Source organism: Marinobacter sp. EhC06 (assembly GCF_001650915.1).
GTDB lineage: Bacteria > Pseudomonadota > Gammaproteobacteria > Pseudomonadales > Oleiphilaceae > Marinobacter.
Window position 1 is genome coordinate 115025 of the sequence record NZ_LXYO01000011.1, and the last position, 15138, is coordinate 130162.

Consider the following 15138-nt stretch of genomic DNA (forward strand, 5'->3'; position numbering starts at 1 on the left):
AACTGTTTAGACGATCCCTTTGCTGAAATTGTTACAAACCAGATTCTTTCGCTAAAGCTACCGCCCTGGGCGCGCCCAGGGCAAGAACAACGGCACCCGATGAACAGGCAAGCATTGAAACTGCGATGCTCAGGAGTGTCTGGTCACCCGAGACCGAAGAGAGGGTGCTGACGGCCCCGGCAATAGTGAACTGCGATGCGCCCAGCAGAGCGGCCGCGGTGCCACTTAAGTTGGGGAAGAACTCCATGGCGTTGGCCATGTTGTTGGGCACGATGCCGCCCTGGCAGCCGATGGCAACGATGATACAGCCTGCCACCATCCAGAGGGGGCCCTGGAACTGCACGCTGGCAACCAGAGCGACAAGCGCCAGGCATTGTGCAATAACCTGGGCGCGCACCAGCTGCACCGAGGAAAATCGCCTCAGCAGCGGACGGTTAATCAGGTTCAGTGCAGCCATGAACGCAATGTTGGCGGCGAACAGAATGGCAAACGTGCTGTTTGAGAGGCCGTACCATTCCTGATAGATAAAAGAGGAATGGGTGATGAATAACAGCATGGTGCTGAAACACAGAACCTGAATGCCGATAAAGAGCATGGTGGTTTTGTGCCTGAGCACCAGCAGGTAATTGGTCACCAGGGAGCGAATAGGCGTGGTTGTCGGTGTGCGGGGTTGAAGCCTCGGGAAAAGCGCCACCTGCAGGGTCAGCACAAGAAACCCGGCATAGCCGGCCAGCATCAGGAATATCCAATGCCACTCACCCAGTGCAAGCATCAGTGAACCCAGCGACGGCGCCGCAGCGGGTGCTATGAACATGATCAGGCCAATGAGTCCGAACAGCCGGGCAGCGTCTTGTCCACTGACTTCGTCGCGAACAATCGCAGGCACCGAAACCGCGCAGAAGGCGCCACCAATACCCTGCGCTATCCGCCAGAACACCATGTCGGACAGGCTATCGGCCAGCGATACCATGACTGCGCCTGCCATAAAGATCAGTAGCCCCCCGAAAAGCACCGGTTTGCGCCCGTATCGGTCAGACAGGGGACCGCCTACCAGTTGGGCGAGGCCCAGTGTGGTGACATAGGCGCTGAGCGTAAGCCCCACGTGCCCGTGATCAACGCCCAGGCCGTCGGCGATCTCCGGGAAAGCGGGCAGGTAGGCATCAAGCGCCAATGGCCCGAGTGCCACGGTCATGCCCAGCAGTATGGCCAGGTGAAGATGCGACAAGAGTGATCTCCTTGAAAGATAGAATCCTAACAATACGGTGGCATATTTCATCAGACCATGCGTATTTTCAGAAATCTCCGTGCATGATCCATTCACTTCCTGTAGCCTGCGCGGCTTTTTCTTCCGGAGGCAGACCTTATGACCGTGAAATCCCAACCCACTCCAAGAGCCAGAAGCGGACCGCTTTCTGATAGCGATCCCGTTGTTCTGGTGCTGACGATCGGCTTCATACTTCTGTTCGTGGGAGCGTCTATCGTCGACAGCGGATACGTGGCTGACCTGATCGGAGCAGGGTTTGCGTGGACCGCAACGTATCTGGGCTCTTTTTTCCAGGTGCTACTGCTACTCACGTTCTTCATAGCGATAGGAACAGCCCTGAGCCGGGCCGGCGCCGCCCGAATCGGCGGACTGGATCGACCGGAGATTGGCCGTTTCCGCTGGCTGTCGATGATCATGTGCACCTTGTTGGCCGGTGGCGGGGTGTTTTTTGCCGCCGGTGAACCGGTGTATCACTTCGTTGTCACGCCGCCGGCGTTTGATACCGAAGCTGGCTCAGCCTCGGCGGTTGCTCCTGCAATGGCCCAGTCGTTCACGCACTGGGGATTCCTGGCCTGGGCCGTGCTCGGTTCCCTCACGGCTCTGGTGCTGACGCGGGCCCACTACGGACAGGGCAAACCTTTGCAACCAAGAACGCTGTTGTACCCGGTATTTGGTGAGAAAGTCATCCAGGGGCGCGTCGGTGGTGTCATCGATGCCTTCTGTGTGATTGCCGTGGTGGCCGGAACCGTCGGGCCTATCGGTTTTCTGGCCACCCAAATGAGTTTCGGGTTGCATGAGCTGTTTGGCGTATCGGATGGATATGGCACCCAGTTGACGGTATTGGTGGTGCTGGCCGGCGTCTACATGACCTCGGCCATGACCGGTCTGCACAAGGGCATTCAGTTGCTGAGCCGTTTCAACGTGATATTGGCACTGGTCATTGCCGGGGTAATCTTTGTCTTCGGCCCCACGCTGTTCCTGGCCAATACCTACACGCAATCGATGGGTGAATACGTCACCTCGTTCTTTGCCATGGCAACCATGACCGCTGAAACCGCCCCGGCCTGGTGGATGAAATGGTGGACTGTGTTTTTCTTTGCCTGGTTCATTGGTTATACGCCGTTGATGGCCGTGTTCGTTGCCAGAATTTCCCGGGGCCGGACAGTTCGTGAAATGGTTCTGGCGGTGGCCGTTCTGGCCCCCATCGCGACCACCATCTGGTTCACCCTGCTGGGAGGCTCCGGCATCTATCACCAGCTTGCCGGTACCTTCGACCTGACCGAAGCACTAAACAACTTCCGCTTTGATGTTGCCACACTGACCGTGGCGCAGGCCTTGCCCGGCGGCACCTTGATGGCGGCTGCGATTCTGCTGCTGACAACCATTTTCGTGGCCACCACCGGCGACTCCATGAGCTATTCCATTGCCATGGTCGGGGCTGGCCATGACGAACCCAACCCGTGGATCCGTGTGTTCTGGGGTGGTGCCATGGCATTGATGGCGGCCATTCTTCTGTATATGGGCGCCGGCCAGATTGGTGTGCTCCAGCAGTTTATCGTGCTGACAGCCATTCCGGTTTCACTGATTATCCTCCCGTCGCTCTGGACCGGGCCGAAAGCGGCCATGGCGATGGCACGGGAGCAGGGGCTGGTCTAGGCTTTTATACAGCCGAGCGAATACAGGGAGGTGTTCGCAGGCTGACTTCTCTGATTGAAAGCTCCGGGAGGGCTGATGCTGGAATCGTTTGAAGCCGGTTTCACGGCGTGGTTGTGGCCGGGGTTTTCGGCGATTCTCGCGGTTGCGATAACTTACATCGTTTACCGTCTGGCCCTCGCCGTGTTCCGGCATTTTTCAGAATCCAGAACGGTCATCCGGCTGTTTCTGGATGCCGCTGCCCGGGCTCTTGGTGTGGTCTTTTGCCTGCTTGCTCTGGCAGGTTCTCTGGAAACCGCCCCACCGGATCTGCCTTTGATGGCGGCGATCCAGCAGGTTACAACCCTCTTGCTCGTGCTGGCCATTACATGGGCGGCCGTTCGATTGACTTCGGCCATTGGTGAGGTCATTGTCGCGCTCAATCCGGTGCTGGAAGGGCAGTGGAAGCGGGCGCGCAAGGTTGAAACCCAGACCCGTTTTCTCGTCCGCGCGCTGAATATCCTCATTGTTATTATCGGCCTGGGCGCCGCCCTGATGACCTTCGAGTCCGTTCAGCATATGGGCGCGAGCCTGCTGGCCTCTGCTGGTGTCGGCGGCCTGATTCTTGGCTTCGCGGCCCGCCCCGTCCTGAGCAACCTTCTGGCGGGCATGCAGATTGCCCTGACCCAGCCCTTCCGTATAGACGATGTCCTGCACGTGCAGGGCGAGTGGTGCTGGGTGGAGGAAGTGACGGCGACCTACGTGGTCCTGCGGGTCTGGGATCTGCGTCGCCTCGTTGTTCCGCTGCAATGGTTTATCGAGAATCCGTTCCAGAACTGGTCGAGAAATACCTCAGAGTTGTTGGGCGCGGTCTTTATCTGGGTGGACTACACCATGCCGGTTGAACCACTCAGGCAGGAGTTTACCCGGTTGCTGAATGACTCCGGGCTCTGGGACGGTGAGTTTTCATCAGTACAGGTCACCGATTCCAGTGACCAGGCGATCCAGGTGCGTTTCTTGATGAGCGCTGCGGACTCCAGCAAGAACTGGGACCTCAGATGTGCGATCCGGGAGGGCATGGTAACCTTCATCCAGGAACACTACCCGGCCCAGCTCCCGAGGCTCCGGGCCCGGATGGTGGAAAACTGAGATTTCTCGAGGACCCTGCATGTCTGCCAAAACCGTCTGGATAACCGGTGCTTCCTCTGGCATCGGTGAAGCACTTGCCTTGCAGTTTGCACAGAATGGCGATCGTCTGGTTCTTTCCGCTCGCCGGGAAGATGAGTTGGAGCGTGTTGCTGAACGTTGCCGGGCTGCCACTGGATTGGCGAGCGACCAGGTTCTCGTGCTCCCGCTAGATGTGACCGACTGGGATTCCCTGCCTGGCAAGGTTCAGACGGTACTGGACAGGTTTGGCACCATCGATTTGCTGGTGAACAACGCCGGTGTGTCTCAGCGTTCCCTGTGTAAGGACACCGAGATGTCGGTTTACCAAAAGCTCATGGATGTGGACGTGATGGGCCAGATTGCCCTGACCAAAGCCGTGCTGCCCCATATGCTGGAACGTGGCTCCGGCCACCTTGCTGTGACCTCCAGCGTTGCCGGCAAGGTCGGCGCTCCCATGCGCACAGGGTACTGCGCCGCGAAGCATGCGGTTATGGGGTTCTTTGATGCATTACGCGCTGAGGTGGAAGGCCAGGGGATAAGCGTGTCGACAATCACGCCCGGCTTCATTCGCACCGACATTTCCCGCAATGCCCTCGCCGGCGATGGCTCAGCCTACGGCAAGGAAGATGACGATATTGCTGGCGGTATGGACGTTACCGAGTGCGCCGAGGTGGTGTTCAAGGGCCTCAAGGCCAAGAAGCGCGAAATCCCGGTTGGGAAGGGCAAGGAAATGGCAGCCCTCTGGATCAAGCGGATCTCGCCTGAGGCCCTGTTCCGCATGGCGAGGGCTCGATCCTAGGGTTCAGCCGATCAAAGCCGGGGGCTGATCAGAACTTGTAGTTCAGCCCCACCGCAAACAGGTACGACGATTCATCGTAGAAGGTCAGGTTGGATTGGGTGTCGCCATAGCCGGCAAACGAAATGAACGACCAATCCTTCCAGCCCATGAACTTCGGGTACTCGTAGGCTGCAAACAGGCTTAGCTCATCATCCGAGCGCTTTTTGCTGAATAGTGTGCTGGCGCTGTCGTAGTCCCGCTGTGTGAAACCTGCGGTCAGTACCAGGCTGTGCCTGCCCAGAATATTGAACCAGCTGACTTCGGCTCCATAGGCGTCGAAGCTGCTGGCACTGCCATCGGCGTCATGTTGAATGTAAAGGACAGAGGGTGAGACAAAGCTGGTCCGCGAGAGAGTGAAGCGGTAACTGCCCTTGGCGTAGTAACTTTCGGCATCGTGGGCCAGATCGGTTCCTGCGGTCAGATCGTCCTCGACATCCGTCGTCGCAAAGGCAAGGTCCAGACTAAAGTTAGAGCCGGAAATGCTGTTCAACTGCAGGCGATAGGCGTTGCCCGAGATGTCAGTCTCTTGTCTTGGCGTATTCAGCTCATATGGGTTCTGCCAGGTTTCTCCCGAAATCACCGTGGGCAAAAAAGAAACATCCACTTCCGTGCCGGAACTGAGTTTGTGTTTATACCCCAGTTGCACAGCCAGGGTGCCGACCGCGATGTCTTCACGTGTGGTACCAAAATAGACCTGTTGGCCCAGCCCCTCCCCAAAGGTGTAGGCAACGTTGCCAAGTGGAGCGATCAGGCCCTCTGACTCACTGTCTGCCTTGTTCTCCAAGGAACTGATTGTTGAATCGCCATCGACGTTAAAGTTGGACGTTGAAGAGACAATTACCGCATTCAGTGAGACTTCACCACTGAATCCCGGCCGGGCAGGTGCCGGCTGTGCAAAGCTCGGGATTGCGATGAACAGAGCCGGGAGAGCAAGGTACTTTTTCATTCGGAAGCTCCGATCATTCTGAATTGGACGCGGTTTCGTTGGGGGTACCCATCGATGATGCTGTACTTACGTGTAAACAGTGTCTCGCGGTTCAGCCAGACGATTATAATGGCCACCACTACGAAGATGCAGGTGTCATAAGGTACGGCGTCGGATTGCGTGCTTTGATCAGCAGAAAGCATTGGCGGTTGTCCTTGTCGTGGTGTGGCCGAGGAGCGAGCCCACTGCATAATGATAATAGGCAGGTAGTTAGAGGCGAAGATAGTGCCGCTGATTAAACACCCCTTAGCAGCGTTTCCACTGGTTTACCTGGGATGGGCCTATCTTTTCTGGATACCGGTGCTGCTCTCGGATTCCTCGGTTTGGGCACTTCCAAACCTGATCTGGTTTTTGATCGGCGGGGCCAGCCCTGTCGTTGCCGGTCTTGGCCTGGCGGCTGCGAACGGTGGCAAAAAGCAGATGGGAGACTTGTGGCGGCGCCTGACGGACTGGCGTCGTATCCCCGGCCGCTGGTGGCTCATCATCCTGTTCTTCTGGCTGGCGTACGATCTTGCCATGGCCGGTCTGGCAGTGCTTCTGGGCGTTACTGGCGAGCCCCTTGATACCAACTGGCAGTTGTTTGTTAATCCCGGGCCCTTGCTGTTTTTGTTGGTTCTTTCCTTTGTGTTTCCGGCAGTGGAAGAGGTGGGGTTACGCGGTTTTTACCTGGAGGCCCTGCAACAGCGTTTCAGTCCGGTCGTGGCTGGCCTGGTGAACGGTGCGGTCTGGGCGCTCTGGCACGCACCCTTCGTCTTTTTCCCTGGGTATTACGCCAACACCACGTTTCACCCCGAGCTTTACTGGTGGATGCCGATGATCATCTGCCATACGCTGTTGATTGTGCTCGTTTATAACCGCACCGGTCGAAGCATTCTGGCGGTCCTGATTTTCCACGCCATGATGAACTTTAATGGTGAATGGTTGCGAATCTCCCCGGAAATGTACCCCTTCATGCTCTTTGGCAACCTGGCCCTTGCAGCGTTGCTGATAATGTTTTGGAAAAGCGGCCGCCAGTCTCCGCCAAATACGTGTTAGTCTCCGACGAATACCGAAAAGCAAACGACTGGAGTGGCGTACCTGACATGAGTAGTGAAGACCTCAATCAAGTAATGGAAATGGATGGTGAAGAGCGGTACGACTACTTCCTGAGCCAGGTGGCCGAGGAACGGGAAATCTGGATTCTGGTGAACGGGGAGAGCCGGTTCCTTAAGATCGCCTCGGACGACGGCGATGTGGAATACCTGCCGGTGTGGCCCACTTCGGTGTTTGCCTCCGAGTACGCCAAAGGCGGGGAGGAGCTGACTCCCCGCAGCATTTCACTGCCTGACTTTTTCCGGAAATGGGTCCCCGGCTTAACGAAGGATGGCCTGGATGTCGGTGTGTTTCCCGGCTCTGATAAAACGGTATGGATCACCGAACCTGCAGAGCTCAAGCAGGATCTTCAGGACGTGATGTCCGATTTCTGAAGACGGCTTTTATCGTCTGGCCGGAGCAGAGGCGCTTCCGGCCAGTATGCCCCCGTCGATGTTCAGCTCAATGCCGGTTACGTAGTTTGATTCGTCAGAGGCGAGGTACAGGGCCGCATAGGCAACATCCTCGGGCGTTCCCATCCTTCCCACTGGAACGCCAGCTTCTACCTCGGCGATCGCGGCTTCTCTCGCCTCTCCCTCTCCAAGCATCGCTTCCCACATGGGGCTCATGATGGCGCCGGGATGTATGGAGTTACACCGGATCGGATAGCCTTTTTCGGCACAGTACAACGCCACTGACTTGGTGTGATTCCGGACGCCGGCCTTGCTGGACGCGTAGGCCGCTGCCCCGGGAATACCAACAATCCCGGATCTTGAGGAAATGTTGACGATGCTGGCGGACCTGGAGGACTTCATCAATCTGATTCCATATTTACAGCCCAGGGCAACGCCATTCAGGTTTGTGGCATGGACTGTCTGCCAGGAAGACAGGTCGAGGTTTTCCGGATCGTGAGGCCCCGTACTTTCCAGGAAACCGGTAATCCCGGCATTGTTCACCAGAATGTCCAGCCCCCCGAATTGATCTTCGATAGACTTTGCGCAGCTTAGCCACTGGGACTCATCGCTGACGTCCAGGTGAAGGTAGTGCATGTTCAGTTTTGAGCCATCGACCAGTGCCTGGCCCCGTAGGTCATCGATATCCGATACGATGACCGTTGCTCCCTGCTGAGCGAACTGAATGGCGATTGCTTCACCAATGCCGCGGGCCGCGCCGGTGATCAAAGCGGTCTTGCCATCGAGTCTTTTCATCCTGAACCCCAGCTTGATTTCTTTTCGTCTGCCCAGATCATCTATTCCAGTATACAACCAGAAGGTAATCAATCATGACTGACATCCGACACCTGGTTTGTCCTCACTGCCACAAGGTAAATCGCGTGCCTGCGGATAAACTGTCATCCGGCGGCAATTGCGGCGCCTGCAAACAGCCGTTGTGGCCGGATCAGGTTCTGGAACTGACGGATCAGAGCTTTGCTGCCCATACCGGGCGCAGTGATCTGCCGGTGCTGGTGGACTTCTGGGCGAGCTGGTGCGGCCCCTGCAAAATGATGGCGCCCCAGTTTGAGCAGGCCGCTAGAGACTGGAGGGGCAAGGTACGCTTTGCCAAGCTCAATACCGAACAGGCCCAGGGCCCGGCCGGCCAGTTTGGCATTCGCAGCATCCCTACCATGATCCTGTTTCAGAATGGCCGGGAAGTCGCCCGCCAGAGCGGCGCCATGAATCAGGCGCAGATCAGCCAATGGCTGCAATCCAAGGGTATTCGCTAGCCTGATAAGGCCATTTATTCGCTGGCCGGTCATTAAAACGCCACAATTGCTGAGGCCCTGCCATTGCAGGGCTGAAGGCACCTATCCGAGCTGTTCCCACAAAGTTATCCACAGTTTTTGTGGGTAAAGCTGACTTTGCAGCGACATCGACTTTCTGATGGCGTGTGGCCAGAATTCGAGCCAAACTGTCTGTAACTAGCAAGGCATAGTCGGGCAAGCGACGGCCTTACCCGATTGATCACTCAAACGAGAACCGAATGAGAGCAGTCCTGTTTATCATCATGGCGTTCTGGCTCCTCCCAGCGTCTTCCCAAACGCTCAAGATTATGGGTTCGGACGAGAGCTTTCTGCCGTTTTATTACGGCAATAATCTCAACGAGGGCATTCTGGTCGAGGTGATCAATGAATTCACTATACAGACCGGTATCGAAGCCGATTTCCTCCCGATGGCGCGCAAACGCCAGGCCTGGGCCCTGGAACGAGGACTAGCCAACGCGGTTTTCGCCAACCCGTTATGGATGCCTTTGCCCGAACGAATGCACGCCGTAGGGCCGCTGTTGACCTGGCGTGACCGTGTGTTTGCGCAACCTGGCCGGCAACCGGACTCCTTCGATGACCTCGAGGGAGGTATCTGTCTTCGCAGATGGTTTGTCTACAGTGATCGACTTGAGGCGCGGATCGGGAGCCATCTGGTGCGCCATGACGGCTACAATGCCCAGCAGATGCTGCAAATGTTTCTGCACAAACGGTGCGATTACATCGTCATGAACGAAACGGAGTTCCGGTTTCTTGCACAGCTGGGGAGCGTCGATCCGGAGCTTTACAGCACGGAACTGATAGACGCTGAGTGGCCGGTCTATCTTGGGATACTTGAAAACGAGACTGCTCTAATTGAAGCGGCGGAAGCTTTTTTCTCTACCTACACGATTGACGTGGAGGCCCTGCTACCCAAATTGCCGCGGCCGGATCGTTGAAGAGATTGACGGTTGGTTTGTCCATGCGCCAGGCATGCATTCGGTCTTCCGCGCAGCGTACAAGGATGTCCGCTTTGCTATCTAGCCGCATCCAGGGCACTTCAGAGGATTTCACGACAGGCCGTGGAGAGGAGCGGTGAGTGGTAGCAACCACACCTGAAGTTGAAATCCATTAGTCGTCGATTGCCGGCAGCATCCCCGTACTGGCCCAAAGCATAGAAGCCCGAAATACCTGCAGGCTCAAAGACTCCCCAATACAGGATAAAGCGAACCGACGAGCAAAGTTGCCATAGTGATGTTGAAGACTTGCCGGCGCCGTTGGCTCGATAACCATTGGCGGACGACGGTTCCCAGCCAGGCCCAAACTGAAATTGCCGGAAAGCAGACGATGGCAAACGCTGAGGCCACCAGCATCACCGATGGCAGTGACCGGTCCGGAGCGTAAATGGTGATGGCTGACAGGCTCATCGCCCACGCTTTCGGATTCACCCACTGGAATGCTGCGGCCTGCAAAAATGTCATGGGCTGGCCGGAAGCGACAGTCTTTTTCAAAGGCGCCGCAGTGGCCACCTTCCAGGCAAGCCAGAGCAGGTAACCAACACAAAGAACCTCAAGTATGGTGCGCAAGACAGGAAAGGACTCGAATAAAGCCATCAATCCGACACCGGCGAGTAGTGTTAACGCGGTCAGCCCGACCACAATGCCAACCATGTGCGGGATCGTTCTGAGGAACCCAAAGTTGGCGCCGGACGCAAGGAGCATCAGATTGTTCGGCCCCGGCGTTGCCGTGGTCACAAAGGCAAAACCAAAAAGGGCAGCCAGCACAGAAAGACTCATGGCGAATACACTCCAATAACGACTCATTTTTTGAAATTATATTGATGTTGGTGTGAAATTAATGATCTAAATAATCCATTCCAATAGAGTAGATGCAATAAATGATCAGCATAGATGGCGCCTCTCGGCGAATATTGCAGGAGCTCAAGCGTGACGGAAGAATCAGCAACGTCGAGCTTGCTGAACGGGTCAATTTGTCACCTTCGACCTGCTTGCGACGTGTCCAGGAACTTGAACGAACGGGCGTAATCCGGGGCTATCGTGTTGTCACCGATCGGGAGCGCATGGATCGCGGTTTTGCCGCATACGTCAGTGTTTCCCTTTCATCGCATACCAAAGCGGCGCTTGAGAGCTTCGAGCATGCAATGCAGGATGCCGAGGAAGTAGTTGAATGCCACAACGTGGCCGGCGCATTTGAATATCTGCTGAGAATCGAGTGCAGGGACCTTGCCGGTTATAAGCATTTTCATACCGACATCTTGGGTACCCACCCCCATGTCAGTGCCCTTACGACGTATCTAGTGATGGGGTCACCCAAAGATGAGCGTGCTTGAGGCTCCGACCTCTGAATGCCGTTTGGGTTCAGGTAACCCCTTTGAGACGGACTGGGTTCAGGTACGACCTTGCAAAACGTACCTTGAGCAAGAAGTGATGAATCGCGGCTAGCAGTTGTGCTCGCGCTGCTAGCGGCAAAATCTGCTGGATTAGGAGGGTGGGAGTTGGCTGGATACTCTACCTTCAAAGCCCAAGTGACTCACGAGATCCAACAGCCAATAAATTAGACATCTCCTATTCGATATAAGACCTGCTAAATGTCCTCTTTGTGACCAGGGCACTCTTTAGACTCGGCTAAACAAAAGCGAACATTCGAATCAGGGCCTTTCTCCAGAGCCTCCGAGCTAATCACAGCCATTTCGCCCAGTATGATTGGCGGAGCAAATTGCAGACGCTGAATGATTACATGGCAGAGATGACTATGCTCGGCTAAGCTATTGTTTTATGTATGTATGTATGTGCAGTGCGATTGATGGTTCAAAGTCAGTAATAATGACGCATACAAATTTCCGCAATGATAAAGCGCGCTGCCTCATTGCTGTTAAGCCATCAGGACGAATATGAAAGTCACAGGGCTTTTGAACAAAGTGATCGTCATTGAGTCCCTGACTGAGGGTGAGCTCAAAACTGGGTCGCGGCTTTTTGAGGATCGGCTAATGCATCTGGATTCATACGACGAGAATCTATCAGCTGAGTTTTTCTCGGTTGAGGATGCAGACTCCTTCATCAACTGTCTTCGGACAATTTCCCAAAGAATCCCGAAAGAAAATATCGTTCCAATAATCCATATAGAATGTCATGGAGATGAAGATGGCTTGATGCTTGCCGACGGCAGCCATTTGCCTTGGAACCGATTTAGGAATGAACTCATCAAAATAAATTTTGCCAGTCGGCTGAATGCCCTAATTGTAGTCGGCGCGTGTGGTGGAGCGAACTTGATTGGCTCCGCCACTCAAATGGATGGGGCGCCATTTTTTGGCGTCATCGGCGTGAAGGAGGAGGTGAAAGCAGGGGATCTAGAGAACCGCTTTCGTGATTTTTACTCCGCTCTTTTTGAGGCTAAGGATGGCGACGTAGCGATGGACGCTTTGAATAAAGGCATCGGTGATAATGAGCCGAGATTCGGATTCATTGGGGCTCGGGCCTTATTCGAAGCTGGTTTCCGAAGTTACTATTGGAAATTCTGTAGAGGGAAAGGCAAGCGAGAACGGATAGAATTTTTGGTCAGTCGATTTCTCCAGAATCCAGAAATTAAAAGTCGAGGTATAAAGTACGCTCGCTCCAAAGTAAAAGAGCAGTTGTCTAAGCCGGAGGATGATTTTGAGTTTTTCAGAAAGCGTTTTTTCTTTACTGATCAATTGCCTGAAGTCCTTGAGAGATTCCCAATGGAATTTGAAGACGTAATCCGAGTACCGGATGCTTAACAAGGCCAGGCACGGCGAACCTTCTTCGATGCGGCTTCGCCTCGACTACAAAGCCGCGCATGCTGGCGTCCTTAATTGCTCAAAGGAACTATCGCTTGAAGTTTGAATATGGTGACGACGTAGATAAGAACCTGGTGAGCGTTCTATTTCACGAGTTTGTTATGTGTGAAAAAGCGTTTGAGAAATTCGTGTTCTTCGCTGGTACCAACATCATGGGTAATACAGGTACAGAAATTAAGCTTAATAGCTATAACGCTTATTCTGAGTTTCTCTCAAGGCTCTATGAATTTTACGTTGGCTGCTTTAAGCGTGATTTCAAAGACACCAGAAAGATTGAGCACCAGAAACTGGATTTCTTGTTCACAGCTGAAGCAGAGAAGCTTATGAGGAATCGCAGGGTCGCTATTGAGAAGGGGTATGCTCCCGATTGGGAAAATGATCTTTCATACTACCAGGAAACTGTTCCTTTAGAGTTCGGCCGGGATTTTCGCGATCTGCGCAATAATACATCGCATGCTGATTACCGTAGAGCAGGTGGCGATAGAATCGGATTGATGGATTTTTACAACAACTATCACAAATTTGTTTACTTGCTTTTTGTGTCAGCCTCTCTTGCTTGGTCTGGCAAAACGCACAGTGAACACGAAATCAAACACGTCGAGGAATTTGACTTCACAGTGGGCCGCAATTAACAAACCGCGTAAGGCAAAGCAGATGAGTAGTCTCAGTCTGATAGAAAAGCAAAAGTTGGAGCGTGAGCTAGGCATGTCCAGTGGCTACGTGCTCGGGTTTTCAAATCGTACCTTCGACGAATTTTTTAGAGAGGTTGTCGGCGTCTCTATTTACGACTCCTGCTATGACCAAGCGTCGGGTTCAAAAGCTCACAGAACACGTTCATTCTGGCGGCTAGCAACGGATGAACAGGTTCTGCTGTTTTTGAACGGACTTCTTGAAGGTTGGGAAATCTATTCAGACGAACCTATTCCAAATTCTTCCGAAAAAACACTAAAGCAAATTATCCGTAGGCTGGGAGGAAATATTGAACCTGCTGCTCAGCCAAAGGATGAAGAAGCGCGAGTTCAAATTGATGAAAATCTAAGTCAGCGAATCTTCTCCGAACTTATTGAATTGGCTGACATGCCGTCTCAGAGTCGCGGATTCGCCTTTGAAAGGTTCCTAAAAGATGTCTTTGACGCATACGGGCTTTCTGCACGTGCTTCCTTTCGCCTCATCGGCGAGCAAATAGATGGCAGCTTCGTGTTAAATAAAGAAACCTACCTATTGGAAGCAAAGTGGCAAAACGCCCCGACTGGAGCCGCAGATCTACATACCTTTGAAGGAAAGTTGAGCCAGAAGGCGTCCTGGTCTCGTGGTCTATTCTTGAGTAACAGTGGTTTTTCTAGTGAAGGCCTACAGGCTTTCGGTAAGGGGAAACGGATCATCTGCATGGATGGTTTTGATTTGTCAGAAATGCTCACGCGAAGGCTATCCGTGGTAGATGTTTTGGAAGCAAAAGTTCGGCGTGCGGCAGAAACAGGTAGACCTTTCATCCCTGTCCGTGAGTTGTTTATCTAAACGTGAGTGAGCCTAACCAGCTGATAAATTTCGTTCTGCGCTTTCCCCACTTTAGTGGACCGGGGTAAACCCAATGATAGGTCAGGAATGTCTATTGGTCCGGCGTAAGTCCAGTCCAATTGCTAGATCACACCCACTGCTAAAAGGATTTATCTAATGAGTTTAGAGCAAGGTGAGCAGATGCATTTTAAGGTGCTCGATGGGTTCTCTGTTGATGGGCTGAAGAAGAAAAACGCAACTCGGTTCAAGCACAAAATGGTCAGGGAGTGCGTGGCAAAGAGCTTGAGTGAATGCAGTGGTGGGCTTACCGGTGAGCATGTCATTTCCCAGTGCGTCTTGGATATTTTCCCGGAAATCAAATTTAGAACTCCCGAGGGCAAACGCAGGCCTTTTGGCAATTCGACTACGCTGAATTTATTATGTGAGCATCATAATAACAGTTTTACTGCCATTGATGATGAGATGGGTTTTTTCTTCCAATCCTTGATCAACTTATCGAATGCTTCTGTTAGAGCCTTGAATTTTCACCACGCGGAGCGCTGCGCCAAAGAGGTCACAGTATCTGGATATTTGATAGAACGCTGGTTCTTAAAAACACTTTTATACTTGCAACTCTTCTCTTCGCGGATAAGAGGAGAGTCTGACTTTTTTGGTTTATTTCCATTAGGAAGCGCGGACGTTTTGCGTCCTGTATTCACGGAAGAGCCGATAGGGCAACCTTTCGGTTTGCACTTGCTGCCTCGGACAGATAACTCCTTGAAGGCAGAATTCGAAATAAAGTACATTCCGATCGAAGCTATTAATAGTCGAACCGTGGACCACTTCAGAATTCCATACAGTCTTGAGTTACAGTTTTTCGGTTTCAGGCTTGTGGGTTTGTTTAATATAACTATGTTATCAAATCAGACTTTTGAAGCATCCTTAAAGGATTGGCTCGGCGAGGATTTCGATTCTCTCTTTACAACTAGAAGACCCAGAGAACTTAGGGCGAAGAATAAGAAAGATAAAGAATTTAGTACTATTTATTTTAGTTGGTAATTACCGCTTCCCCCTATGTGTCAGCGTAGTTGTCGCCTGAATATTTCAGAGGACA

Annotated in this window: 16 protein-coding genes; 12 read left to right on the top strand and 4 right to left on the bottom strand. The window is 53.4% G+C overall.

The genetic code is table 11. The annotated features are described in order from the left end of the window. Positions 1-31 precede the first annotated feature (31 nt). Positions 32-1225 carry a multidrug effflux MFS transporter gene (locus tag A8B84_RS06330; protein ID WP_064227831.1) on the bottom strand — a complete coding sequence of 398 codons (1194 nt, stop codon included), beginning with the start codon at positions 1223-1225 and terminating at the stop codon, positions 32-34. A 138-nt stretch (positions 1226-1363) separates the two neighbouring features. On the opposite strand from A8B84_RS06330, the gene A8B84_RS06335 reads away from it, so the two are divergent. The 3 genes from A8B84_RS06335 to A8B84_RS06345 all read left to right on the top strand — a co-directional run bounded on the left by A8B84_RS06335 (position 1364) and on the right by A8B84_RS06345 (position 4862). Continuing rightward, positions 1364-2920 (top strand): BCCT family transporter, encoded by a 1557-nt coding sequence (locus A8B84_RS06335; RefSeq protein ID WP_064227832.1) that lies wholly within the window; start codon positions 1364-1366, stop codon positions 2918-2920. A gap of 75 nt (positions 2921-2995) precedes the next feature. Continuing rightward, positions 2996-4045, top strand: a complete 1050-nt coding sequence (locus A8B84_RS06340; RefSeq protein WP_064227833.1) for a mechanosensitive ion channel family protein — start codon at positions 2996-2998, stop codon at positions 4043-4045. Positions 4046-4064: 19 nt separating this feature from the next. Then, positions 4065-4862 (top strand): SDR family oxidoreductase, encoded by a 798-nt coding sequence (locus A8B84_RS06345; protein WP_064227834.1) that lies wholly within the window; start codon positions 4065-4067, stop codon positions 4860-4862. A 28-nt stretch (positions 4863-4890) separates the two neighbouring features. Here the strand turns inward: A8B84_RS06345 and A8B84_RS06350 are convergent, their stop codons facing one another. Further along, on the bottom strand, positions 4891-5847 hold the full coding sequence (locus A8B84_RS06350; protein ID WP_064227835.1) for a DUF2860 domain-containing protein: 957 nt from the start codon (positions 5845-5847) through the stop codon (positions 4891-4893). Between the two features lie 264 nt (positions 5848-6111). Here A8B84_RS06350 and A8B84_RS06360 point away from each other — a divergent pair, with 264 nt between their 5' ends. Continuing rightward, positions 6112-6921 carry a type II CAAX endopeptidase family protein gene (locus A8B84_RS06360; RefSeq protein ID WP_064227837.1) on the top strand — a complete coding sequence of 270 codons (810 nt, stop codon included), beginning with the start codon at positions 6112-6114 and terminating at the stop codon, positions 6919-6921. Positions 6922-6968: 47 nt separating this feature from the next. Then, entirely contained in the window at positions 6969-7352 is a 384-nt protein-coding gene (locus A8B84_RS06365) for a DUF2750 domain-containing protein (RefSeq protein WP_064227838.1), read from the top strand. 9 nt (positions 7353-7361) lie between these two features. Here the strand turns inward: A8B84_RS06365 and A8B84_RS06370 are convergent, their stop codons facing one another. Continuing rightward, a complete protein-coding gene (locus A8B84_RS06370) occupies positions 7362-8165 on the bottom strand; it encodes an SDR family NAD(P)-dependent oxidoreductase (RefSeq protein ID WP_064227855.1) in 804 nt (267 codons plus the stop codon). Positions 8166-8239: 74 nt separating this feature from the next. On the opposite strand from A8B84_RS06370, the gene trxC reads away from it, so the two are divergent. Next, positions 8240-8680, top strand: coding sequence for a thioredoxin TrxC (trxC, locus tag A8B84_RS06375; protein WP_064227839.1), 441 nt, complete (start codon positions 8240-8242; stop codon positions 8678-8680). 257 nt (positions 8681-8937) lie between these two features. Further along, complete coding sequence (locus A8B84_RS06380) at positions 8938-9654, top strand: substrate-binding periplasmic protein (protein WP_064227840.1); 717 nt, start codon at positions 8938-8940, stop codon at positions 9652-9654. 240 nt (positions 9655-9894) lie between these two features. Here A8B84_RS06380 and A8B84_RS06385 read toward each other — a convergent pair whose 3' ends face one another. Further along, positions 9895-10479, bottom strand: a complete 585-nt coding sequence (locus tag A8B84_RS06385; RefSeq protein ID WP_319822973.1) for a LysE family translocator — start codon at positions 10477-10479, stop codon at positions 9895-9897. A 113-nt stretch (positions 10480-10592) separates the two neighbouring features. On the opposite strand from A8B84_RS06385, the gene A8B84_RS06390 reads away from it, so the two are divergent. From A8B84_RS06390 to A8B84_RS06410, 5 genes are all read left to right on the top strand, one after another. After that, complete coding sequence (locus tag A8B84_RS06390; protein WP_064227842.1) at positions 10593-11045, top strand: Lrp/AsnC family transcriptional regulator; 453 nt, start codon at positions 10593-10595, stop codon at positions 11043-11045. Positions 11046-11606: 561 nt separating this feature from the next. Then, a complete protein-coding gene (locus A8B84_RS06395; RefSeq protein ID WP_064227843.1) occupies positions 11607-12470 on the top strand; it encodes a hypothetical protein in 864 nt (287 codons plus the stop codon). A gap of 95 nt (positions 12471-12565) precedes the next feature. Then, positions 12566-13162, top strand: a complete 597-nt coding sequence (locus tag A8B84_RS06400; protein ID WP_064227844.1) for a hypothetical protein — start codon at positions 12566-12568, stop codon at positions 13160-13162. Positions 13163-13184: 22 nt separating this feature from the next. Next, positions 13185-14045: a restriction endonuclease gene (locus A8B84_RS06405; protein ID WP_064227845.1), complete on the top strand. Its 861-nt coding sequence runs from the start codon at positions 13185-13187 to the stop codon at positions 14043-14045. A 156-nt stretch (positions 14046-14201) separates the two neighbouring features. Then, positions 14202-15083, top strand: coding sequence for a hypothetical protein (locus A8B84_RS06410; protein WP_064227846.1), 882 nt, complete (start codon positions 14202-14204; stop codon positions 15081-15083). The last annotated feature ends 55 nt before the right edge of the window (positions 15084-15138 follow it).